Raw genomic sequence first — 21,473 nt, forward strand, 5'->3', positions numbered from 1 at the left:
TCCTGATCAATATCATTCTTCTGTATCATCAGACTTCTTAAATTCATTTTTCTTTACGTTTTCAAACGGATCTGTTTTAGAGTGCGGAGAAACGGCTTGATAGCCAAGGCGTTTGCGCGCCTCCATCGCATACTCAGCGTCTTGTCCGTGATCAACGTATTTTAAGTGAGTAGAAGAGAACGTTAATTCGTCCACATTTTCAGGAAGCATCAACTCATCATACTTCTCTTTTGTCAGCTTAGGAGACTCGTTCTGAGTCTTTTTCACCCAGCTGTTAAAGTCTTTTTCTGTTACTGCATTCACATCAAACTCTTGGTCTGCAAAATGTTCGCCTGTGAAGTTCGCATTGCGTCCTTCGTAAGTTCCCACTTTATCAGCCTGTAAGTATTGATCCATCAGCATTCCCGCCATCGCGTATTTTTGTCCTCCAAGCTGAGGAATCCATAGCGAAGCCATTGAATCTGCAGATGAGATTTTGAACAAGATCGGGCGGTCGACAGGAATGTTTAAGTAGTTGACCGTTTCAATATCCTGTTCAGGGTAGCTGAATACCCATTTCCAGTCTACCGAAGTAGCATAAACAACAAGAGGCTCTTTGTCCTTTGTTGCTTCAGGAGCTTTTTCTAACGAATATATCGTCTGTACGGTTGGCACAGAAAGTGCAATGACGATTAAAATTGGGATCACTGTCCAGACTACTTCTAAAAACGTGTTACCGTGAATTTCTGGGTTATAAGATCCATTATCTTTGCCTTTACGGTCGCGGTATTTTACTAAAATAATGGTAAATAGAACAAAGACGACCCCGACGATAAACAGCATAAATCCGATAGATAACAGGATCAAATCACTTTGCTGTTCAGCTACAGGCCCTTTCGGATCTAGTACTGAAGCATTGCTGCATCCCCCAAGGACGAAAACCACAGTTAACAGCGCTAATACAAGCAACGGTTTTAATGCTCTGAACAAGAAGATCACCATCCTTCCTATTGATGTAATAAATCTGAAGTGCATACTTCCTCAAAATCTTTTCTCTACTTTGTTATGCTATCAAAAAGTTCACTTATTAGCTTTATTTTTTTCTAAACTTCATCCCATTTTCGCTTAAATGTCATAAAATCGACAAAAATTGCTCCAACTTTATTCACATCTATCACTTAAGATGAAAAGTTTCTAGTTATTTCCGCATATAAGTAAAGAAAGATGATGAAGAACTAATTCTGACAAATAAAGGTTTACCACAATAAAAAACATAGGTCAATCAAAAATTTCATTTTGTTAAACTTTCTAGAAGGGAATTATTTTTTCCTTGTCTAGCATCTTTTCACACGGTTACCATTTTAACGCAACAAATTTTGAAAGAAAAGGCTTAATAAAGCGGCAATATGCTCTGAACTGTTCCTATTTTTCAGGAGAACATCCAAGTGTTTATCTTATACAAAACAGAGGAATGATATAAGCAAATAAATACAAAATAGGATGTGTTGCATGATGAGTTTCATTATTTCACTTATCGTCGCTATTATTATCGGCTGGCTTGGCAGCCTGTTTGTTAAAGGCGATATGCCCGGCGGAATTATTGGGTCTATGATCGCGGGTCTTATTGGCGCGTGGATCGGACATGGGCTGCTGGGAACATGGGGGCCGCATCTTGCGGGATTTGCTATCATTCCAGCGATAATCGGCGCAGCGATTGTTGTATTTCTAGTAAGCCTGTTAACCAGAAAAAGAGGATAAAAGTGACATAGCCCGAAGCGTATACGCTTTGGGCGTTTGTTTTTCCTTAAATCGAAAAAAGCCTCAACCCTAGCGGTTGAGGCTTTTGACTGGTTTAACGTCTAAATGATCGATAAACCTCCGGAAGGCCTGTTTGCCTTCCGGTGTCTGTTTAAATACACCGGCGTGTTCAAGGATCCGCGCGAATACATGGCCAAGCTCTTCCTTTATAACTAGATCCGCATTCTCTTTTGTTATCGTTCTATTTTCCGTCAGCCGAAGAGCCCACTCCTTATGTTTTGCTGTGAGCGGATTTTGTTCTAAAGCTGTTTTCGGATCATCAGAACATAGCGCAGCTGCCGTTTCTTTCATTTCTTCCTGTAAACGCCCCGGCAATATCGCCAGTCCCATGACCTCTATCAGGCCGATATTTTCTTTTTTAATATGATGGACTTCCTGATGAGGATGAAATATTCCTAATGGATGCTCCTCATCCGTCCGATTGTTTCTCAGCACGATATCGAGTTCATATAAGTCTCCCCTGCGCCGTGCAATCGGGGTGACTGTATTATGAGGCGTATCGCCTGTATACGCGGCTATGCCTGCTTTTTCATCGGAATACGTTTGCCACGTGCGGAATATATGTTCAGCAGCTTCAGCGACATGATCCGGTTTATCTCCTTGGAGCCTGAGCACGGACATCGGCCACTTCACTAAGCCCAGCGACACGCCGGGATGTTCGATTAATTCATAGACGTCTTCCGATTCTGCACGCGCCATCGGAAAATCGTGCGCCCCGCCTTGGAAATGGTCGTGGCTTAGGATGCTGCCGCCGACGATCGGCAAATCAGCGTTTGAGCCGATAAAATAATGAGGATATTGCCCGAGAAATGACAGCAGCCTTTCAAATGTTTTTCTGCTGATCTCCATCGGTTCATGCTCGCCCTTTAAGACGATGCAATGCTCTGGATAATAGACATATGGCGAGAACTGCAAATACCATTCTTCGTCTTTAAGGATGACCGGAATCATTCTGTGATTTTGGCGGGCTGGATGATTCTCGCTTCCTTCAAACCCGACATTTTCTTTACACAGCAAACACATTGGGTAATTTGTCTCCGCCTGCTCTTTTGCAGCCGCAATCGCTTTTGGGTCCTTTTCAGGCTTTGATAGATTAATGGTCATTTCCAGCTCGCCATAATCGGTCGGCACCGTCCAATGAACATTTTTGGCGATCCTGTCAGAGCGGATATAATAGACATCCTCTGAATATTGATAGAATTCCTTTGTCGCCTGTTTTGGGCCGTATAATGCTTTTGTCTCTTCAAACTTGCGAATGACCTCAGACGGAGCAGGTACGAAACATCCCATCAGCTTTGCGCTGAGCAGGTCGCGGTATGTGTCTGTATCCGCTTCCATACGGCCGGTTTCCGCAGCCCATTTGTAAATAGGGGCAAGCAAGTCCGGCAGGCTTTGTGCCTGCTTGACGGATGTGCGGGAGACCGGCTCTGGATGTTTGATGTCCAATGCTTCATAAAGACGGTTTCTCGTATATTCCCGATCCCAGATCGAAATCAGTTTTCGTTCCAGTCCATACTCCAGCAGTTGTTCCAGATGTTCAACAATACTCATGTGTCACTCCCCCTTTAGTTCTCTCGCTCCCTCTCCGATATCTGCGGCATAAAAATCCGCTTTGAGCCCTGTCTTTTCTTGATATCTGTCTCCAACCTTTTGGATAAAATCATCAACAAACGCATCTTTTACAATGCTGATGGTGCAGCCTCCGAAGCCCGCTCCCGTCATTCTTGAGCCAATCACACCTTCATGGTCCCACGCCGCAAACACAAGCTCGTCAAGTTCAGGGCATGTCACTTCATAATCATGCTTCAATGAAAGGTGGGACTCCTTCATTAACCGCCCGATTTCATCTATATTATTCTCTTTGAACATGCGGGCCGTCTTGATGGCACGATGATTTTCGTATACGGCGTGCTTTGCCCTGCGCCTGTTCGTTTCATTTTGGATCAGGCTGGAATGGGTGTCGAAATCAGATGGCTTGATGTCTCCCAGTGAGACAATGTCGAGTGCTTTTTGCAGATCAAGCAACGCGTCATTGCACTCTTGGCGTCTCGTATTATAGCTTGAGTCTGCCAATGTCCTTTTTTTGTTCGTGTTCGCGATGACCAGCGCGAGGCCTGAGACATCGAGTTTGCTATATTCATAGTCCAGCGTGTCGCAGTTCAGCAGCATCGCATGATGTTTTTTCCCCATTCCGATTGCGAATTGGTCCATAATCCCGCAATTAACGCCGATAAAATCGTTTTCCGCATGCTGCGCCATTTTTACAAGCTCAAGCGCATCCACTTCAGGGTGAAAATAGCTTTGGAGCACGACTCCCATCAGCAGCTCAATCGAAGCGGAGGACGAGAGCCCCGCCCCGTTTGGAATATTCCCTGAAAAAACAATGTCAAAGCCGTGGGGAACTGAATATCCCCTTTGCTGAAATTCATAAATGACGCCTTTCGGATAGTTCGCCCAGTCGTCTTCTTTTTGATAACGAATGTCGTTTAGGCTGCACTCCTTGATGCCTGTGTCTTTAAAGTTGTCTGAATACATCCTGACAAGCCCGTCGTTTCTTTCTGCAACAGCAGCGTATGTACCCATTGTCAGCGCGCACGGAAACACATGCCCGCCGTTATAGTCTGTATGTTCTCCAATCAGATTCACTCTTCCAGGTGCGAAAAAAAACCTTAATCCCTCTTTTTCTCCGAATACACTTGCAAATATCCCCTTTAGCTCTTCCCGCATGTGCAATCACCTTTCATGGTTTTTATTTTTTATTTCCCCTTATGTCTTCAGCGAAACGACTAGATCATATACTGCCGTCTCCGGTCAAACCCCTTCTTCTTTTGTCTTTTTAAAGACGAGCCATTTGCTTGCCGCATAGTTGACGACAACAATGACCGCGTTATCGAGTATTTTGGCCAAGGTTTCATTTGTATTGAACTGGCCGACAAGAATGATCATCATGCCCAAATCTATGCCGAGAGACAGAACCCGAACGCTGAAAAAAGCAGTGAGCTCTTTCAGCAGGCTCTGCAGGTCACGTGTTTTTTGCTGAAACACATATAATTTATTTGTGATGTACGCAAACAGCACGGACAAAATCCAAGCGGCGACAGTGGCGGCTTTGTAATCCATATCCATGATCTCTACCAATATATAAAAGCTGGCGATGTTCACAATGGTTGTGAAAACCCCCATAATGATATACATAATCATTTCTCTATACTTCACTGATGTTCCTCGCTTTCTGAAAAACTTTTCAACATTCTTGGCCTCACGCGCGCTCTTTCTGGAGTAATGAAAACCGAGAGTGCGTCTAAAAAGGTGCGGAATGTGGCCGGCTGGCCCAATACATGCGATTGTTTGATGATTCCGTCGAGCACTGCACATATTATTTTAGCCGTATATTCTGGATCAATACAGGCGTCAATCAGCTTCCTCTCCTTCAGCCACTTAATATATAACGCATTTTCTTCCACCCATAATTCGTATAGACGGACATAGGCCTTGCATTTCTGCAGAACTTTATATGTCGGCATATTCATGGCAAACGAGGTGATGTCCCATGACGGCTTATTTATGTAATAGGAATAAAGCAGCTCCGCGGCATGTTTTGCAGCCTCGTCCAATGTCAGCGGTTTTACTGACATTTGCTCCTTTTGATCAAGATACTCTATGATGATCTTTTTCTTCATCTGGCGTTTTTCGAGGAGAAGCCGCAGAAAATCCTCCTTGCTGACAAAATGAACATAAAACGCTCCTTTGCTGTACCCGGCAGCTCTGCTGATATCCTCTACAGAAACCGGATCATACGCTCGGTCAATCAACAAATTCAAGCCCGCGTCTATAAAACTTTCAAAGGTTGCTTCTCTTTTCATTTGAAATTTGTTTTTTTTCATATTTTTCTCCAGGCGGTATGATTACCCTTATCTTACACCGGATCAATCTTTAGCGGTATTTATTTCTTTGAGCGCTTATGCTATTCGGTTTCTTGGGGTCATTTTTAATAGGCTAATGGATTTATTTTCAATTACATACTATCCAGTCAGTATTTAATTGTTTATTATTATAAATAAGATTCATTGGTTATATTAGTCATTTTTTTAGGGAATAGGTAGGTGGTTTTTCCTTCAGTTTGTGAACACCGAGCAACTATGTGTGAAATTTGTTGTACTCGCCTCATCATCGCGCCGGCTCGTCTTTATTGCCCGCATGTTGCAGGAAACATTTTATACAATTGGAGGTTACTATGAAAACTCATGTTAAAAAAGATTTGGACAAAGATTGGCATATGTTAATGCAAGAAGCCAGATCCATGGGGTTAGGCATTCGTGATGTGAGGCAGTTTTTAGAATCTGAGACAGCATTGAGAAAGAATCACCACAAAAAAACCGTCCGCCAAGACTAGTCCGAGCAGGCGGATCTATTACCTCTGGCTTTTCTATCATCTGATCTGAGTTTTCACCATATCCTCTATTGCTGCGCCGAGCTTGAGGACAAACGGTGTGTCAGCTAACATAACCGGTGATGCGATCACCTCTTGGCACATGCATTGCCATAAAGAGGTGATGCGAATATTGATAACCGGGCTCTTATAAACACCCGCTTTGCTGAGAACAAGCTGCATTCGGTGAAGTTTTGAAAGCATACTCGTTTATATGCTGCCGAGCTGGAAAACCTTCGCCTGTCTTTATCCATCTGCGGTCCTGTCTCCACGACTTCCTTCTTTTTTCATTCTCTAGATGTTCTTCAACGCATAAATCATACTTTCTGTACATACCTATTGGTGTACCTTTTTGCTTACGTCTAGTGAATAAAAGGAGGATAGCCATGTACAAAGCTGATTACAAACAGATTGCTGCAACTCCGGCTTTTCAGGCTTTTTTAAAACAGAAACGCGCTTTTATTGTTCCTTCTGCGATTTTCTTTTTTGTCTTTTATTTTTCACTTCCTGTTTTGACATCTTATTTCACCTTTTTGAATAAGCCGGCAATTGGAGCTGTTTCATGGGCTTGGCTGTTTGCGATCGCCCAATTTGCCATGACCTGGATACTAAGTACGGTGTATTCCCGAAGGGCGGCTCATTTCGATCGATATGTAAGCGCTCTAAAGGCAGAACTGAAGGGTGAACAGACATGAATATGACGGCTTTTCTATTATTTTTAGCGATTGTCGGACTGACGCTTATCATCACGTATTTTGCCGCGAAGAAGACGAAAACGACAAGTGAGTTTTATACGGCTGGCGGCGGGCTCACCGGTGTTCAGAATGGACTGGCAATTGCGGGCGACTACATGTCTGCAGCCTCGTTTCTGGGGATTGCCGGAATGATTGCGCTATATGGATTTGATGGATTTTTTTACAGCATTGGTTTTCTGGTGGCTTATCTCGTTGTCTTGTACATCGTGGCGGAACCGCTTCGGAATCTTGGGAAATATACGATGGCGGACATGATTGCGGCTCGATTTAAAGAAAAGAAAATCCGCGGCGTCGCAGCTCTCAATACCATTGCCATCTCTACTTTTTATATGATCGCCCAGCTCGTGGGAGCGGGCGCCCTGATCAAACTGCTCCTAGGGCTGGATTATACCGCGGCGGTCCTCATTGTCGGAGTGCTGATGACCATTTATGTTGTGTTTGGCGGCATGATCGCGACAAGCTGGGTTCAAATTATTAAAGCCGTTTTGCTGATGGCGGGCACACTCGTAATTTCAATCATCGTGTTTTCGAAATTCGGTTTTAATCTCAATACCATGTTTGAGCAAATGAAAACGGCCACTCCGCTTGGCGCTGATTTCTTAAACCCCGGAAACAAATACAAGGTGCCGGTAGAGACCCTGTCGTTAAACTTGGCGCTCGTGCTGGGAACCGCCGGGCTTCCGCATATTTTGATCCGTTTTTATACTGTTAAGGATGCCAAGACGGCCCGGACATCTGTTGTGTCAGCGACATGGATTATCGGCGTGTTTTACATTATGACGGTGTTTCTCGGCTTTGGCGCCGCTGCGTTTGTCGGTTTTGACGCAATTACGGCGGCAGATCAAGCGGGAAATATGGCAGCACCGCTTTTGGCAAAAGCGCTCGGGGGAGATTTTCTGTTCGCGTTCGTGTCAGCCATCGCCTTCGCAACCATTTTAGCTGTCGTGACTGGATTGGTGCTGTCGGCCGCCTCAGCATTTGCCCATGATATTTACAGCCAGATTATCAGAAAGGGAGAAGCAACTGAAAAAGAACAAATGAAAGCGGCCAGATGGGCTTCTGTCGCCGTGTCAGTGCTCTCGATTCTGCTTGCGATTTTTGCACAGTCCTTAAATGTCGCGTTCCTTGTCGCACTTGCGTTTGCGGTAGCGGCCAGCGCAAACCTCCCGCTGATTGTGTTTACGGTCTTCTGGAAAAGATTCAATGCCTCTGGCGCCTTATGGGGAAGCCTGACAGGCCTGATCAGTGCTCTTGTGCTTGTGTCGATGAGCCCTAGTGTGTGGGACCCGTCCGGAGGTGCTATTTTTACAGGCGATCCGCTCATTTCGCTTTCTAATCCGGGCATTATTTCTATCCCGCTCGGCTTCCTCGGCGCGTGGCTCGGAACGATGCTGTCGTCTAATAAAACTGTTGATGAAGATACGTTTGCGGAAATACAGGTGAAGGCGCATACCGGCATTCATATGGACCAAAAGTAAAAAGCTCTCTTTTATAGAGAGCTTTTCGTTACTTTTTCTGCAGTTCCTCGGAAATTGCTTTTTCAAATACGTCCTTGCCGGCAGCACCCGGAATCACAGTGTCGCCAATGATAAAGGTTGGGACGGCTGTGATGTCAGCCTCCTCGTAGGCATGCTTCAAGGCTTGGCGCTGAACGTCCTGATATGTTCTTGATTCCAGTGCGGATTTGAATGAGACTCCGTCCAGTCCCACTTCCTCGGCAAGTTTCGTCAAGATGTCAATGTCGCCGATATTTTGGCCTTCTTGGAAAAAGGCTTGAAAGACACGGGTGTTGTATTCATGCCCTTTATTGAATTCCTTTGCAAAGTGTAACCCTTCAAACGCCAGATCTGTATATGGATGAGGCGAGACGTTTGGAAAATTGATCTCGACTCCTAATTTCTCCGCCATTGGCTCTATGGATGTCTTCCACATGTACTGTTTGGAAGGATCATTAACCGGGTCAAGCTGAGGAGATGGGCTTGGGCGCAGTTCAAACGGCATCCACTCGACTTCAACATCCTTTCCTTTTATCGCTTCTTCAAAAGCGGCTTTTCCGATGAAACAAAATGGGCAGACGTAATCTGAATAAACTTTGATGTGTACTGTCATGATAATCTCCTTTCGTATAGGTTGATTTTAAATTGTAACAACGAAAGTTACAACTGTTTTTTTAAAAAGAAGCCGTAAAGGCTTCTTTCATGATTCCAGCAAACGCTGGGCAATATATTCTCCTTTTTTGCAGCCGCCTGGGCATGCATATAAAGCAGAACCAATTGTTTGCGTGTATTCGTTTAACGCATCCTTTGCCGAAAGAGCCTTCAGCATGGGGATGAACTGATTGTCCGGATTTTTTTGGAAGCTGATAAACAGGAGACCCGCATCCATATAGCCGGTTTTTGGATCAAGGCCCTCTGTGTAAGAGAAAGCTCTTCGCAAAATTTGTTTTCCCGTAGATTTCGCAACGCTGACATGTGAATTTGACGGGATTTGATTCAGCTTCACGGGGTCTGTTTCCTTTTTCTGGCCGAAAGGCGCCCCCGAGCTTTTTCTGCGGCCGAAGGTATCCTCTTGATCCTTGAGAGAAGAACGGTCCCATACCTCTAGGAACATTTTGATTTTCCGAAAGGCCATATAGGTGCCGCCCGTCATCCAGTCAGGCTCCCCGGACTGAACCCACACGATCGAATTCATCAAGGTGTCATCCTTCGTGCTCTGGTTGCCCGTTCCATCTTTAAATCCGAAGAGGTTGCGCGGCGTTTCGCCGTTCTTTCCTCCGCTTAAAAAGCCTTTATTCACAAATCGGACTTCACAGGTGCCGACCGCTTGATTCAGCAGGTTCCGCAGCGCATGAAACGCCACTTGCTCATCGTCTGCGCATACTTGAATGCAGATGTCTCCGCCTCCCTGCTTTTCATCAAGATTGTCATTTGGCATCGCTGGAAGAGCAGCAAGGTGATTCGGTTTTTTGTTTTTCAGCCCGAAACGGTCCTTTCCGTCTTTTTCAAAAAAGCCAGACCCGAATCCGAATGTGACGGTTAAATTGGAAGGGGATAGATCCACCGATTCACCTGTATCCTGCGGCGGCAGATATTGATTTTTCTGCTCAGCCGACATTTTCTTTCCGGACGTCAGCATCTGTGTCAAACTTGTCCAGTTTCTGAATAATGTAATGAGATCGCTCTTCTCTTTTGCAGTTACATCCAGCGCCGCAAAATAGACATAGGTCTGATGGGCAGTTGTGATTCCGGCCTGATGCTTTCCGTAAAACGAAACAATCTGCTCATCCTCTTTTTCATCCTTTTTTGATGATTTAGCCGCGGTCTGAACAAGCGGAGCGAGACCGCCAAGTCCGCTGGCACCAATCGCAACGGCCGCGCCTGCCATCGCTCCCCATTTTAGGATGTCCCGTCTATGAATTTGTTCTGGCTTTTTTTGTTCATCGCTCATGCTGTTACAAAACTCCTTTTATAGCACATTCGCAATCTTCGACATGGTTTCAGAAAGAGTCGTCAGCTTTGTGCTCAGCTCTCTGATTTGATCTTCACTTAATTTATCATAAGACGTATAGGACTGATCATTTGTTTTGTATTTTGCCATTAAAACTTCAAATTCACTGAACTCTGTATCCAGTTTTTCCGTCAGGTCAGAGTGATCTTTAACAAGCGCGCTTTTTACTGTTTGATAAACAGCTTCAGAGCCTTCCACATTCGCCATGAGATCGACTAAATCGATTCGTGAGTAGCGCTCTTCTTCTCCCGTGATTTTCGAGATGCCGGCTTCGTTTAGAAGCTCCATCGCGCCTGCAACAATTTGTTCAGGTGTTAATTTCAGTGATTCAATTGAACCGTCAAGCTCTTTTACATCCTTGAGAAGCTGGTCAGCAGTTGCCTTTTCCCCGGAAATATTTTGGTCCTTCCAAATAGCTTTCTCAAGCTTATGGAAACCTGTCCATTTGTCCCCTTCTTCTACATCGTTTTCACGGGCGTCAATTTTTGGATCAAGATCTCCAAGGCTTTCAGCGATCGGTTCGATTCGCTCGTAATAAACGCGCGCTTTCGTATATAATGTTTTAGATTTTTCGATATCGCCGGACTTCACGGCTTTTGTAAATGTTTCAGTCGCTTTGACAAGCTGATCGCTCTGCTCTTTGACATAGACTTTATATTCGTCCGCTGCTTTTGCCAGCTGATCACTTGCCTTTTTGCTGCTCTTCTTCGCATCTGTCAGGTCTTCTAAGGATGCTTTCAGTGACTCGGATTCTGTCTTTATTTTGTCTGTATCCGGTTTGTTTTTCTGCGCTTCTGTGTAGATTGGCTGAAGGTGCTTTTCGATTTCGGTATATTCGAACGGATAGTCGCCGCGAATGTCATTTTCAAAGGAAAGCCAATAGCTGTTTAACTCTTTCCCTTTCTTTTCAATCTCTTTTTGGTCTCCTTTTTCCGCTGAATCATTCAGATTGGAAATGATGGTTTCCATTTTATCTACGGATGCAGCGATCTCTTTACTGATCCCGCTTTTTTCAGATGAAGCTTTTTCTTTGGTTGAGGATGTGTCATTGGCTCCGCAGCCTGCGCACAGCGCAAGGATGCATCCGGCTGATACAGCGATTTTTGTAAAATTCATTTTGTCAGTTCCTTTCCGTTTGTAAAATGTTTTGCCGCTTCTGAAACAAGCGCAATCAGTAAAAAGAGTAAAATCAGCAATTGCGGAATCGTGCTGTACACGGACGGATAAATTCCAAGCACCGATACAGACGGCAGCCAGTTCTCTGCATCAGACGGGAGAATGCCCGCCAGCTGCAGACTGTGAACGCCTGTCCCGAGAAATTTGACACACATATACAGGACGACCGCCATGGACAGCAGGAAAAACGGCTTCAATGGGATACGCATTCCGAGCTTAATCATCAGAACACCGACAATGACGAGAACGATAAGCCCCCCGGCAGTTCCGCCGATCAGTTCATTGAGCGGAAGCTTTCCGACAAGCCCGATGAAAAAGATGACTGTTTCGAGCCCTTCTCTTACAACGGCCAGGAATGCAATGAGTGCAAAGGAAAGCAGGCTTCGTTTTTTCAGTGCCTGTGATTTCTGGATATTGATTTTTTCTCTCCATTTATCCATTGAGGCGTTTCGGTGCAGCCATACTCCGACATATAACAGCATGACAGCGGACAGTACGCCGGTGACTCCGCCGAGCAAGAAATTGTTTTCTCCAAATACGCTGGAGGAAAACAGAAGCGTGACACCGATACCGGCTGCCAAGGAAACAACCATGCCGGCGGACGCCCCGCCCCAGATCCATGCCGAGGAACGTGTGACACGGGCTTTTTTTGTCATGGTTAAAAGCGCCCCGATGACAAGCAGGGCCTCCATCCCTTCACGAATCGGGATCAGCGCCGCATCCCACCAGCTGTAGCTGCTTGAAGCGATCGGCTCAAGCAATTGAATCATTTCATCTATTTGCTTTGATACCTTTTCAGGATGACTGCCGATCTCAGCCTTCATCAGCGCCAGATTTTCCTCTGATGTCGTATAGGCTTCCTTTGATTGGGATACAACGTCTCCCTCAACAGCGAGCCAGGATGTAATTAAATTGTCGATTGCGGATGAAGCTTCATCCAATTGGTTTTTTTCTATTAACTGTTTTGTGTCTTTCAAGCTTTGTATATAGGCTGTTAAGGACGCCCTAGATTGACCCGAGGATGTCTTTTTCAGCACGACAGCCTGCTGATAGGTTTCTAAATGAGAAGAAAGCTCTTCAAGCTGTGTTTTGAGCTTATCTGCGTCTTGATTGATGAAAGAAAGAGAAATCATTGCGATATTCGAATCCATTTTGCTGTGGGAAGAAAGATTTTCCTTCTTAATAGACGGTTCTTCTTTTTTCCACTTCGCCTTGAAGGTTTCAAACGTTTGTTGTGCCGAGTCTATATCTCCGTCTTCTACGGATTTGATCATTTGCTTGTTTAATTGAATCAATACAGCAATTGGGTCGTCTTCCGCATGTGCCGCAGAACCGAAAAACATCAACAAGCTGAATAAAATAAGTGCCAGCCCCCGAATCATTCTGCCCCTCCTATAACTGAAAATGATTATCATTATATATCATAATCATAGCCAGTTCCTGTTCTTTGTCAATTAAAATTTGAAGATTTGAAAACCTTGATATCACAACAAAAAGGCTGTCCTTTATAGGACAGCCTTTTGAAGGAAGAAGAGCATTTATCTTCCTGTTTTATATGTGTGAATTTCTTCATGAAACTTGCGTGCGGCCCCCTCTGGATCCTCCGCCTGACTGATCGCGCTGATCATACTGACACCGTCGGCCCCCGCTTGGATAACAGGTGCGGCATTTTCGATAGTGATGCCGCCGATGCCGACAATTGGAATGCTGATGCCTTGGCGGCGAACCGCTTCGATGAGAGATACACCCTGTACGGCTCTCGTATCCTTTTTCGTTTCGGTCGGATAGATTGGCCCGAGCCCGACATAATCCGCCCCATCTTCTTCGGCTTGCTTCACCTCAGACATCGTATGAGCGGAAACGCCAAGAATCATATCGCCTATGGCGTCTCTCACCTCTTTTGCGTTAGCATCTTCCTGTCCAATGTGGATACCATCAGCCTTCAGTTTCAGAGCCAGCTCTACGTCATCATTGACAATGAATGGAACGCCGGCTTCACGACAGGCTTCCTGCACACTTTTAGCGAATTCAAGCCGCGCGTCTCCTGTCAACGCATCCCCGCCCTTTTCACGAAACTGGTACAGAGTGGCACCGCCTTTTAACGCTTTTTGTACAACAGTGACAGGATCGGCTTTCGTATTGTTCGACCCCATAATGAAGTAAACAGATAATAACTCTTTCATCATTTCCCGAGAAATACGTGTCATGAGACAGTCACCCTTTCTATTGTCGCCAGTTCTTGGACGTCTTGTTCAGTAACAGATGAAAGCTTGTTCAGCAATTCAATCTGAAAGCTTCCCGGACCTTTGTCAGCTGTCTGCCGGGCGGCAAGCTGAGCTGCAACCCCATACGAAGAAATAGCGGCGATCGCAGCAAACAATGGATTTTCTTCCACAGCGCAAAACGCACCGACAACGGAAGTCAGCAGGCAGCCGGCGCCTGTCACTTTCGTCAGCAGCTTGTGGCCGTTATGAAGGGTATATACGTTTGACATGTCGGCTATAACATCGACTTCGCCAGTGATGGCAATGACGGTGTTTAGCTTTTGTGCCGCCTGCTGAGCCAGCCGGATAATGTCGCCTCCGCCTTCTCCCGCATCAACGCCTTTGATCAGCCAATCCGTCACGCCGACGGTATGGGCAATTTCCGCCGCGTTTCCTCTGATCGCAGAGAGGCGCACCTCACGAATGATGTCACCAGCCGATTCAGTACGGAAAGGTGTTGCGCCGGCACCGACAGGATCAAGAATAACGGGGACGCCATGTTCATTGGCTGATTTTCCCGCGATGATCATCGCTTCGACTGATTCCTTGCTCAGCGTTCCGATATTTAAAACAAGCGCACCCGCAATCTTCGCCATGTCTGCGACTTCCTCTTTCGCGTACGCCATAACGGGCGATGCGCCGAGGGCGAGCAGGCCGTTTGCTGTGAAATTCGTGACAACATTGTTGGTTATGCTGTGCACCAGAGGGCTATGCTGGCGGACAGCAGTCAGGCATCTTGCTGCTGATTGTGCATCCATGTTTGCATCATCCTTTACTATCTTTTTTCGGGTCCCATAAATACGATTTCGTATGTTCAAGCCAAGCTCTGGCCGCAAAGGACAAGTAGCGGTCTTTTCTCCAAATAATGGCGAGGTGCCAAGGGATGACCGGATCAACAAGCGGAATGACTTTCACTTTTTCCGGGTCAAGTCCGCGGCAAATTCGTTCCGGCAAAAGCCCGATTCCAAGGTTGGCTGACACCATCTCACTGATAAAATCCCATTGTGAGGTTTCATAAATGATATGAGGCCGGAATCCCGCCTTGATACATTCCGTCATAATTCGATTGTGCAGGACAAAATCCTCCCTGAAGAAAATAAAAGGCTCGTCCTTCAACTCACGCAGCCTGCACTCTTTTTCGTCCGCCAGCCGGTGGGAAGGGTGAACGACAAGCATTAGGGTTTCTTTTACGATTGTAAACGAATGAAAAATGTCTTCGTTTGCAGGAAGAACCACAACGCCAATATCAAGAGAGCCGTCCCCGACACCTTCTTGAACTTTTATAGAACCGTCTTCGACCAGCTGAAAGGTGACATTCGGATAATTTTCACGGAAATCTCCGAGCACTCTCGGGAAAAATCCCGACCCGATCATCGGCGGCAGTCCGATCCGCACGTGCCCTTTCTTGACCTCCATAATATCATTTAATTCTGACGTCAGGTTTTGAAATGATTTAATAATTTCCTGCGCCTGCACATACATGCTCTGGCCGGCGTCAGTCAGCTCCACCTGCCTGCCGTTTCGGTAAAACAGTTCGATCCCCAGCTCCTCTTCTAAATTTTTGATCATTTTTGATATCGTCGGCTGAGAAACATAAAGGGATTGGGAGGCCTTCGTAAAGCTTTTTAATCGAGCGACCTCCAGAAAATATGTTAAATGGCGGATATCCATGCGCTTCACCCTTTCTATAGACAAAAGGAATACTTATTATTCTTTATATATATTTTACCTATAGCGAGACCTTATGTACAATATGAATATAAGGGAGGCATCAATATGAAAAAACTGTTGCTAACCGTTATTCAAATCGCTCTGTTATTTATATTTGCTCGGCTGATTAATTGGGTGACAGCCCTTCTTCATATAAATATTCCCGGCAGTATAATTGGGATTGTGATTCTTTTCACATTATTACACTTTAAGATTATCAAGCTTGAATGGATAGAGCTTGGCGCTGCGTGGCTTCTCGGGGAGCTGCTTTTATTTTTTATCCCGTCTGCCGTCGGAGTGATTGAATACGGAGACATTATGTCGAAATTTGGTGTCAGCATTCTGCTCGTTGTCATCATCAGCACGTTTGTCGTGATGGTGTCTACAGGAACGCTTACACAAATCATTGCAAAAAGAAAGGAGAAAAAGCATACGTGTTCATCGGAATTGTAAGTTTGTTTTTAACCGTTTTGGTGTATTTAGGAGCAAAAAAGGTATATCAACGCTTTCCGCGTGTTTATACGTCGCCCCTATTGGTGACGCCGGCTGTGTTAGTTTGTCTGCTGCTGCTGGTGAATGTCCCGTACGAGTCCTATAATCTCGGCGGCGAATTGCTGACCGATATGCTTCAGCCGGCTACCGTGGCATTCGCGATCCCGCTATATAAATATTTCCCTGTTTTAAAGAAATACGCAGTGGAAATTATTTTGAACGTGGCCGTCGGTTCATGCATCGCCATTATTTCAACCGCTCTTATTGCGAAATGGCTTCACCTCGGCACCGGCTTGATTGACAGCCTCGTCCCGAGATCAGTGACAACGCCGATCGCCATGAACGTATCTGAAATGATCGGCGGAATGCCTGCCGTCACAGCCGTGTTTGTGATTTTAACCGCTTTGCTTGGCACAGTGATCGGCCCGATGGTCATCCGTTACTTCCGCATTGATAACGAAATTGCGCGGGGCGTGCTGCTTGGCACAAGCGCACACGGAGCGGGAACGTCTAAAGCATTTGAGCTTAGCTCTGTGTCCGGTACGATTTCCAGTGTGTCGATGATCTTAGCTGCGATTATGACGCTTTGCGCGGCGCCGTTTTTACTTTCATTTATGTAAGAAAAAACTGTCCTCTCAAGGGCAGTTTTTTTTATGTGCTTCCCCTTGTTGAAAAGCTGACGAATTCCAATATAATGTAATTTGTGGATACTAAAGGAGGCACCCTATGCACAACTTGCAGGTGAGACGGCATTACGCCGCGTTAAAAGGGTTTTATTTGTTTGCTTTTCTCGGCACGGGCAGCATAATCCCCTTGCTCAGTATGTATTTAACGAAAGAACAGCATGTAAGCGGATCACAGGTCGGCTTGATCATGTCACTCGGTCCGATAGTGATGATTTTCTTTCAGCCGTTTTGGGGCATGCTGAGCGACTATACGCAAAAAACGAAAAGCCTGCTGGCGGTTTGCACATCAATCACGGGCTTCATTGGATTAGGCTATATTGCATTTGACGGCTTTCCTCTGTTTATTTTGATCGCGGCCTGTTTTGCGGCCTTTCAAAGCACGATTATTCCGTTATCTGACAGCATTTCATTAAGGTACACACAAGAAACAAACGGCAATTACGGCGGAATCCGCCTGTTTGGTTCTCTCGGCTTCGGTGTCGCGGTGTTTGCCATGGGACAGGTGACGAATCAGCTGTACCCCATTCATGTGATCTTTATCTTCGGCTGTGCCTTTCTATGCATTGCCGCCATATTGGCTACACAAATGCCGGGCCAGCAGAAAACAAAAACAAAGGTCAATATCCGCAAAGGATTCCGGGAGCTTATCAGCAACAAAACGTTCCTCATCTTTATGATCATCACCTTTACGACATTTGCTCCAAACTTAGCGAACAATACGTATTTCAGTCTTTTTCTGGACAAAAGCGGCGCGTCACTTTCCGCTATCGGCCTTTTATTTTTCATCGGTGTCATTTCAGAAATTCCATTTATGAGATTCGCCCAAACATTTATAGATAAAATGGGGCTGCTCAACGTCATTATGCTTTCAGGCGGAGTCTCATTATTCAGGTGGGCGCTCTATTTCACAGCGCCTTCATTATGGATCATTTATGCGACGGTCTTTCTTCAAGGAGTAGCCATCGGTTTATTTATCCCGGCGGCACTTCAATACGTGAAAAAGATTACCCCAAGCCATGTTGAAGCGACGGCGCTGACCATGTACGCCGCCATCGGCAATGGATTCGGCAACTGGTTCTGTACATTTACAGGCGGATACATTTTTGACTACGTGTCGATCTTCGCAGTGTACTTGCTTTTTGGCATACTGAGCATAGCAGGCTTTGGACTGACATTATATTTAATGAAGGCTGAAAAAAACAAACATACACTTCATCAGCCGGCTGTTACTTTTAAACCATAATGACTATAATGAAAAAAGAAAGGATGAGCGCTATGAACGGGCAAGAGCGAAGCAGCATTTCAAAGGGATTACAGGTGGATATTGTATTGAAAGCAGACCAAAAAACAGGAAAACTGACGAGAGGGACAGTGAAGGATATTTTGACGAAATCAAGCTTTCATCCGCACGGCATTAAAGTCCGGCTTGAAGATGGCCGCATCGGCCGCGTCCAGCAGATCATTTCTACATAAAAAAAAGCTGCTCCTGAACAGGGCAGCTTTTTGCTTTATTTCTTCTGCAGAAAGACCACTTTTAGGTAGTTGCCTTCCGGAAACGCCGAAATGGTTTTAAAATCCTCCGGCAGTGTAAATTCCTCAATGATGGTGTAGCGTTCATTTGTTTCTTTAAAGGCGGCATCGATAAAGCCTTTGAATTTTTTCATGCTGAAGGCGCTGCTGTTTGTGGAAGCAACGATGATGCCCTTGTCAGCTGTGATCGCGATCGTTTCCTTCAGCAGGTTTTTATAATCCTTGGCCGCGCTGAAGGTGCGTTTTTTTGTACGCGCAAAGGAAGGCGGGTCGAGAATAATCAGATCAAAGCGCAGATCCTTTTTCGCTGCATACGAAAAATAGTTAAACACGTCCATCACTTTAATGTCGTGTGCCTCGTAATCCAGCTTGTTCACGCTGAATTGCTCAATCGTTTTGGCAAGGCTCCGGTTTGCCACGTCCACGCTTGTTGTTTTCTCCGCTCCGCCAAGCGCCGCTGCCACGGAAAATGCACCCGTATAAGAAAACGTGTTTAACACTGTTTTCCCTTTTGCATACCGGTCTCTGATCGCCTTGCGCACAAGTCTCTGATCCAAAAAGATGCCCGTCATGGCGCCTTCATTCAGATCGACCGCGTATTGAATGCCGTTTTCATGGATGATGATCGGGAACTCGCCTCTTTTCCCCTTCACGAAGTCATCATCTTCAACGTATTGTCCGGCCGTGTCGAAGCGCTTTTTCTCGTAAATCGCTTTATATTCAAGATCCAGCTCATCCAAAGCGGAAACCAGCATGTCTTTAAAGGTGTAAATGCCTTTGCTGTACCATTGAATCAGCAGGTAGCCGTCATAATAGTCGATCGTGACGCCGCCAATGCCGTCGCCCTCACCGTTGAACATGCGGAAAGCCGTTGTATCTTGGGCGGCGAATAGTTTGGCGCGCGCTTGGACCGCTTTGGTTAATTTGCTGAGAAAAAATGCTTGGTCAATCTGTTCTTGTTTATTGCGGGTAAGCGTCCAGCCGACGCCTTTGTTTTGCAGGCCGTAATAGCCCCGCGCCAGAAACTCGCCGCTCTCTGACACGATATCAACGAGGTCTCCTTCTTTCACATGTCCCGCACTCCCTGCGAGGGCTTCCTTATCGATGAGCGGATAGCCTTTTTTGATTTTTGCAGCAGATGCTTGCTTTAGAGTGAGTAGCTTCATATCTGTTCGTCCTCTTTCTGTTTGCTTTCCCTTATCGTACCACAAAACGCCAAGATGTCTGCATTGACAGAAAGGAAAGGTTTTTCTACGATAGACAAATAAGAATTACGAGGAGGAGCAGCATGGCAAAACGAATTGATCATACAGGCATTATGGTAAGGGATATTAACGCGTCCATCACATTTTATGAAGAGGTTCTCGGAATGAAATTGAAGGATCGCATCACACACACGAACGGTGTGATCGAGCTTGCTTTTCTCGGCTTTGAAGACGGCCCGGAAACAGAAATCGAACTGATTCAAGGCTACAGCAGCGAGCTGCCTGTCGAAGGAAAAGTGCACCACATTGCCCTGCTGACGGATGATATCGCGGCTGAATATACAAAAGCGGAAAGAATGAACGCGAAATTTATCGACGAAGAGATCACAACACTTCCAAATGGGTACCGTTACTTCTATATTGAAGGTCCTGATGGCGAGTGGATTGAGTTCTTTCAGCGGTAATAAAAAAGCAGCATAACGCTGCTTTTTTATTATTTAAGCGCTTACATTACGACACATTTTCATCCCCGGATTCAACCGCACTCTCTTCCTTCCATTTTTGATGATCCCATATTCTGAAAAACGGATAGTAGATGGCGCAGGTGATCAGCAGATTCACCAGCTGCATAACAGCACCCGATACCTTTCCGCCTGTCGCCAGGTAGCCTGATATAAGCGGCGGCATCGTCCATGGCACGGCGATTCCGGCCGGTCTTGCCACCAGCCCGGTGCTCATGCCGATATAAGTCGCGGTAATCGTGAGGAGCGGTGCGATGATAAATGGGACAATCAGGAGCGGGTTCATGACAATCGGCATGCCGAAAATGATCGGCTCGTTGATATTAAATAGCGCAGGGCCGATTCCTAATCGTCCAAGCTGCTTCATTTGTTTGCTCCGGGAGCGCACAAGCATCGTCAGGACAAGCGCCAGCGTCGCCCCACTCCCGCCGACATTGATCCAAATTTGAAAGAACTGAGTCGTAAAAATACTCGGCAGCGCCTCGCCCGCTTGGAAGGCAAGACGGTTGGCATCCATCGCGCCGTACCAAATCGGCGCCATGATTCCGCCAATGATGGAAGCCCCGTGAATCCCGCACGACCAAAGCAGCATCTGCACAAATTCAGCGATCAGGCTTCCCCCGAGACTGCCGCCAAGGATGGAAAGCGGTGTGCCCAGCAGGTCTCCCACGACATTGTGCAGGCTCTGAAAAGGCGTCATTTCAATCAGAAGACGCGCCAGCCACACGAGAAAAACAATGATAAAGCCGGGAATCAGCGCGACAAATGATTTGCTTACCGCCGGCGGCACGCCGTCCGGCATTTTGAAGACGATGTTTTTTTGAATAATGTACCGATAAATTTCAGTTGAAAACAAGGCGATCAGCATGGCGACAAATAAACCCTTGCTGCCAAGCAATGTAATCGGGATTCCGCCTCCAACCATGATGGATTCTGTTGAGCCATCCGGCGTAAACGGCACCTCAAACGGCGTTGCCAATAGAAATGCGGCAATTGATATCGCGCCGGCCGAAAGGGCATCGACACCATAGCTTTCCGCCAGCCGATAGGCAATTCCAAAAGCGGCGATCATGGCCATAATATCAAACGAAGCATTAACGGGATAACCGAGCTTATCCGCCCATTCCTTCCCAAACACACTCGCCATAAAATCAGCATAGCCGGGAATCGGCAGGCTCGTTAAAATCAAAAAGACTGACCCGATAATAATCAGCGGCATGGTCAGGATAATTCCGTCTCGCAAGGCGCTGAGATGCCGCTGTCCGGCAATTTTCCCAGCGGCAGGCATTATTTTTTCTTCCATCACCCGAGTGAATGCGCTCATCTGAAAAGCCCCCTTTTCTCATTGCTTTGTGAACAACCTCCGCAATGTTTTCTTTATCTTATTTTGGAAACGCTTAC

At 46.0% G+C, this 21,473-nt stretch carries 24 protein-coding genes; 9 read left to right on the plus strand and 15 right to left on the minus strand.

Features of this window, described 5'->3' with window-relative positions:
• Positions 1 to 12 precede the first annotated feature (12 nt).
• The gene (qoxA, locus tag EFK13_RS19635; RefSeq protein ID WP_129507275.1) at positions 13 to 978 is read right to left on the minus strand and encodes a cytochrome aa3 quinol oxidase subunit II; all 966 of its coding nucleotides are present in this window, start codon (positions 976 to 978) and stop codon (positions 13 to 15) included.
• A 513-nt stretch (positions 979 to 1,491) separates the two neighbouring features.
• Between qoxA and EFK13_RS19640 the strand changes: the two genes are divergently transcribed.
• A complete protein-coding gene (locus EFK13_RS19640) occupies positions 1,492 to 1,737 on the plus strand; it encodes a GlsB/YeaQ/YmgE family stress response membrane protein (RefSeq protein ID WP_064816040.1) in 246 nt (81 codons plus the stop codon).
• A 69-nt stretch (positions 1,738 to 1,806) separates the two neighbouring features.
• Here the strand turns inward: EFK13_RS19640 and galT are convergent, their stop codons facing one another.
• From galT to EFK13_RS19660, 4 genes are all read right to left on the minus strand, one after another.
• The gene (galT, locus tag EFK13_RS19645) at positions 1,807 to 3,348 is read right to left on the minus strand and encodes a UDP-glucose--hexose-1-phosphate uridylyltransferase (RefSeq protein ID WP_129507215.1); all 1,542 of its coding nucleotides are present in this window, start codon (positions 3,346 to 3,348) and stop codon (positions 1,807 to 1,809) included.
• 3 nt (positions 3,349 to 3,351) lie between these two features.
• Entirely contained in the window at positions 3,352 to 4,524 is a 1,173-nt protein-coding gene (locus EFK13_RS19650; protein ID WP_129507214.1) for a galactokinase, read from the minus strand.
• An 84-nt stretch (positions 4,525 to 4,608) separates the two neighbouring features.
• Complete coding sequence (locus tag EFK13_RS19655) at positions 4,609 to 4,992, minus strand: GtrA family protein (protein ID WP_129507274.1); 384 nt, start codon at positions 4,990 to 4,992, stop codon at positions 4,609 to 4,611.
• Positions 4,993 to 5,009: 17 nt separating this feature from the next.
• Positions 5,010 to 5,681: a TetR/AcrR family transcriptional regulator gene (locus EFK13_RS19660; RefSeq protein WP_129507213.1), complete on the minus strand. Its 672-nt coding sequence runs from the start codon at positions 5,679 to 5,681 to the stop codon at positions 5,010 to 5,012.
• 350 nt (positions 5,682 to 6,031) lie between these two features.
• Here EFK13_RS19660 and slrA point away from each other — a divergent pair, with 350 nt between their 5' ends.
• The gene (gene slrA / locus EFK13_RS19665) at positions 6,032 to 6,190 is read left to right on the plus strand and encodes a transcriptional regulator SlrA (RefSeq protein WP_129507212.1); all 159 of its coding nucleotides are present in this window, start codon (positions 6,032 to 6,034) and stop codon (positions 6,188 to 6,190) included.
• Between the two features lie 36 nt (positions 6,191 to 6,226).
• On the opposite strand, the gene EFK13_RS19670 is transcribed toward slrA, so the two are convergent.
• Positions 6,227 to 6,430 carry a hypothetical protein gene (locus EFK13_RS19670; protein WP_129507211.1) on the minus strand — a complete coding sequence of 68 codons (204 nt, stop codon included), beginning with the start codon at positions 6,428 to 6,430 and terminating at the stop codon, positions 6,227 to 6,229.
• 182 nt (positions 6,431 to 6,612) lie between these two features.
• On the opposite strand from EFK13_RS19670, the gene EFK13_RS19675 reads away from it, so the two are divergent.
• The gene (locus EFK13_RS19675) at positions 6,613 to 6,921 is read left to right on the plus strand and encodes a DUF485 domain-containing protein (RefSeq protein WP_129507210.1); all 309 of its coding nucleotides are present in this window, start codon (positions 6,613 to 6,615) and stop codon (positions 6,919 to 6,921) included.
• Entirely contained in the window at positions 6,918 to 8,459 is a 1,542-nt protein-coding gene (locus tag EFK13_RS19680) for a solute symporter family protein (RefSeq protein ID WP_129507209.1), read from the plus strand. The genes EFK13_RS19675 and EFK13_RS19680 overlap by 4 nt, the downstream gene beginning before the upstream one ends.
• 28 nt (positions 8,460 to 8,487) lie before the next feature.
• On the opposite strand, the gene EFK13_RS19685 is transcribed toward EFK13_RS19680, so the two are convergent.
• The 7 genes from EFK13_RS19685 to cidR all read right to left on the minus strand — a co-directional run bounded on the left by EFK13_RS19685 (position 8,488) and on the right by cidR (position 15,599).
• Entirely contained in the window at positions 8,488 to 9,090 is a 603-nt protein-coding gene (locus EFK13_RS19685; protein ID WP_129507208.1) for a DsbA family oxidoreductase, read from the minus strand.
• Between the two features lie 87 nt (positions 9,091 to 9,177).
• Entirely contained in the window at positions 9,178 to 10,428 is a 1,251-nt protein-coding gene (efeB, locus tag EFK13_RS19690; protein WP_129507207.1) for an iron uptake transporter deferrochelatase/peroxidase subunit, read from the minus strand.
• A gap of 18 nt (positions 10,429 to 10,446) precedes the next feature.
• Positions 10,447 to 11,604, minus strand: coding sequence for an iron uptake system protein EfeO (gene efeO, locus EFK13_RS19695; RefSeq protein ID WP_129507206.1), 1,158 nt, complete (start codon positions 11,602 to 11,604; stop codon positions 10,447 to 10,449).
• Positions 11,601 to 13,046, minus strand: a complete 1,446-nt coding sequence (efeU, locus tag EFK13_RS19700; RefSeq protein ID WP_129507205.1) for a ferrous ion permease EfeU — start codon at positions 13,044 to 13,046, stop codon at positions 11,601 to 11,603. Before efeU ends, efeO begins: the two co-directional genes overlap by 4 nt.
• Positions 13,047 to 13,202: 156 nt before the next feature.
• Entirely contained in the window at positions 13,203 to 13,871 is a 669-nt protein-coding gene (gene thiE / locus EFK13_RS19705; protein ID WP_129507204.1) for a thiamine phosphate synthase, read from the minus strand.
• Positions 13,868 to 14,686: a hydroxyethylthiazole kinase gene (thiM, locus tag EFK13_RS19710; protein WP_129507203.1), complete on the minus strand. Its 819-nt coding sequence runs from the start codon at positions 14,684 to 14,686 to the stop codon at positions 13,868 to 13,870. The genes thiE and thiM overlap by 4 nt, the downstream gene beginning before the upstream one ends.
• A gap of 7 nt (positions 14,687 to 14,693) precedes the next feature.
• A complete protein-coding gene (cidR, locus tag EFK13_RS19715; RefSeq protein WP_129507202.1) occupies positions 14,694 to 15,599 on the minus strand; it encodes a cidABC operon transcriptional activator CidR in 906 nt (301 codons plus the stop codon).
• 105 nt (positions 15,600 to 15,704) lie between these two features.
• Between cidR and EFK13_RS19720 the strand changes: the two genes are divergently transcribed.
• From EFK13_RS19720 to EFK13_RS19735, 4 genes are all read left to right on the plus strand, one after another.
• Positions 15,705 to 16,091: a CidA/LrgA family holin-like protein gene (locus EFK13_RS19720; RefSeq protein ID WP_003222205.1), complete on the plus strand. Its 387-nt coding sequence runs from the start codon at positions 15,705 to 15,707 to the stop codon at positions 16,089 to 16,091.
• On the plus strand, positions 16,073 to 16,750 hold the full coding sequence (locus EFK13_RS19725; RefSeq protein WP_129507201.1) for a CidB/LrgB family autolysis modulator: 678 nt from the start codon (positions 16,073 to 16,075) through the stop codon (positions 16,748 to 16,750). The genes EFK13_RS19720 and EFK13_RS19725 overlap by 19 nt, the downstream gene beginning before the upstream one ends.
• A 106-nt stretch (positions 16,751 to 16,856) precedes the next feature.
• Positions 16,857 to 18,059: an MFS transporter gene (locus EFK13_RS19730; RefSeq protein ID WP_129507200.1), complete on the plus strand. Its 1,203-nt coding sequence runs from the start codon at positions 16,857 to 16,859 to the stop codon at positions 18,057 to 18,059.
• Positions 18,060 to 18,091: 32 nt separating this feature from the next.
• On the plus strand, positions 18,092 to 18,289 hold the full coding sequence (locus EFK13_RS19735) for a YwbE family protein (protein WP_003236073.1): 198 nt from the start codon (positions 18,092 to 18,094) through the stop codon (positions 18,287 to 18,289).
• A gap of 35 nt (positions 18,290 to 18,324) precedes the next feature.
• On the opposite strand, the gene EFK13_RS19740 is transcribed toward EFK13_RS19735, so the two are convergent.
• A complete protein-coding gene (locus EFK13_RS19740) occupies positions 18,325 to 19,512 on the minus strand; it encodes a class I SAM-dependent rRNA methyltransferase (RefSeq protein WP_129507199.1) in 1,188 nt (395 codons plus the stop codon).
• Positions 19,513 to 19,634: 122 nt separating this feature from the next.
• Here EFK13_RS19740 and glxA point away from each other — a divergent pair, with 122 nt between their 5' ends.
• The gene (gene glxA / locus EFK13_RS19745) at positions 19,635 to 20,015 is read left to right on the plus strand and encodes a glyoxalase GlxA (protein ID WP_003236077.1); all 381 of its coding nucleotides are present in this window, start codon (positions 19,635 to 19,637) and stop codon (positions 20,013 to 20,015) included.
• A 46-nt stretch (positions 20,016 to 20,061) separates the two neighbouring features.
• On the opposite strand, the gene celB is transcribed toward glxA, so the two are convergent.
• Positions 20,062 to 21,396: a PTS cellobiose transporter subunit IIC gene (gene celB, locus EFK13_RS19750; protein ID WP_129507198.1), complete on the minus strand. Its 1,335-nt coding sequence runs from the start codon at positions 21,394 to 21,396 to the stop codon at positions 20,062 to 20,064.
• Between the last annotated feature and the right edge of the window lie 77 nt (positions 21,397 to 21,473).

The sequence above is a fragment of the Bacillus cabrialesii genome, assembly GCF_004124315.2.
In the GTDB taxonomy this organism is placed as follows: Bacteria; Bacillota; Bacilli; order Bacillales; family Bacillaceae; genus Bacillus; species Bacillus cabrialesii.

What these genes read in the sequence shown, in the direction of transcription:
- EFK13_RS19640 (WP_064816040.1), top strand. Translation starts at nt 1,492, where the DNA reads ATGAGTTTCATTATTTCACTTATCGTCGCTATTATTATCGGCTGGCTT.
- galT (WP_129507215.1), bottom strand. Translation starts at nt 3,348, where the DNA reads ATGAGTATTGTTGAACATCTGGAACAACTGCTGGAGTATGGACTGGAA.
- EFK13_RS19650 (WP_129507214.1), bottom strand. Translation starts at nt 4,524, where the DNA reads ATGCGGGAAGAGCTAAAGGGGATATTTGCAAGTGTATTCGGAGAAAAA.
- EFK13_RS19655 (WP_129507274.1), bottom strand. Translation starts at nt 4,992, where the DNA reads ATGTATATCATTATGGGGGTTTTCACAACCATTGTGAACATCGCCAGC.
- EFK13_RS19660 (WP_129507213.1), bottom strand. Translation starts at nt 5,681, where the DNA reads ATGAAAAAAAACAAATTTCAAATGAAAAGAGAAGCAACCTTTGAAAGT.
- slrA (WP_129507212.1), top strand. Translation starts at nt 6,032, where the DNA reads ATGAAAACTCATGTTAAAAAAGATTTGGACAAAGATTGGCATATGTTA.
- EFK13_RS19670 (WP_129507211.1), bottom strand. Translation starts at nt 6,430, where the DNA reads ATGCTTTCAAAACTTCACCGAATGCAGCTTGTTCTCAGCAAAGCGGGT.
- EFK13_RS19675 (WP_129507210.1), top strand. Translation starts at nt 6,613, where the DNA reads ATGTACAAAGCTGATTACAAACAGATTGCTGCAACTCCGGCTTTTCAG.
- EFK13_RS19680 (WP_129507209.1), top strand. Translation starts at nt 6,918, where the DNA reads ATGAATATGACGGCTTTTCTATTATTTTTAGCGATTGTCGGACTGACG.
- EFK13_RS19685 (WP_129507208.1), bottom strand. Translation starts at nt 9,090, where the DNA reads ATGACAGTACACATCAAAGTTTATTCAGATTACGTCTGCCCATTTTGT.
- efeB (WP_129507207.1), bottom strand. Translation starts at nt 10,428, where the DNA reads ATGAGCGATGAACAAAAAAAGCCAGAACAAATTCATAGACGGGACATC.
- efeO (WP_129507206.1), bottom strand. Translation starts at nt 11,604, where the DNA reads ATGAATTTTACAAAAATCGCTGTATCAGCCGGATGCATCCTTGCGCTG.
- efeU (WP_129507205.1), bottom strand. Translation starts at nt 13,046, where the DNA reads ATGATTCGGGGGCTGGCACTTATTTTATTCAGCTTGTTGATGTTTTTC.
- thiE (WP_129507204.1), bottom strand. Translation starts at nt 13,871, where the DNA reads ATGACACGTATTTCTCGGGAAATGATGAAAGAGTTATTATCTGTTTAC.
- thiM (WP_129507203.1), bottom strand. Translation starts at nt 14,686, where the DNA reads ATGGATGCACAATCAGCAGCAAGATGCCTGACTGCTGTCCGCCAGCAT.
- cidR (WP_129507202.1), bottom strand. Translation starts at nt 15,599, where the DNA reads ATGGATATCCGCCATTTAACATATTTTCTGGAGGTCGCTCGATTAAAA.
- EFK13_RS19720 (WP_003222205.1), top strand. Translation starts at nt 15,705, where the DNA reads ATGAAAAAACTGTTGCTAACCGTTATTCAAATCGCTCTGTTATTTATA.
- EFK13_RS19730 (WP_129507200.1), top strand. Translation starts at nt 16,857, where the DNA reads ATGCACAACTTGCAGGTGAGACGGCATTACGCCGCGTTAAAAGGGTTT.
- EFK13_RS19735 (WP_003236073.1), top strand. Translation starts at nt 18,092, where the DNA reads ATGAACGGGCAAGAGCGAAGCAGCATTTCAAAGGGATTACAGGTGGAT.
- EFK13_RS19740 (WP_129507199.1), bottom strand. Translation starts at nt 19,512, where the DNA reads ATGAAGCTACTCACTCTAAAGCAAGCATCTGCTGCAAAAATCAAAAAA.
- glxA (WP_003236077.1), top strand. Translation starts at nt 19,635, where the DNA reads ATGGCAAAACGAATTGATCATACAGGCATTATGGTAAGGGATATTAAC.
- celB (WP_129507198.1), bottom strand. Translation starts at nt 21,396, where the DNA reads ATGAGCGCATTCACTCGGGTGATGGAAGAAAAAATAATGCCTGCCGCT.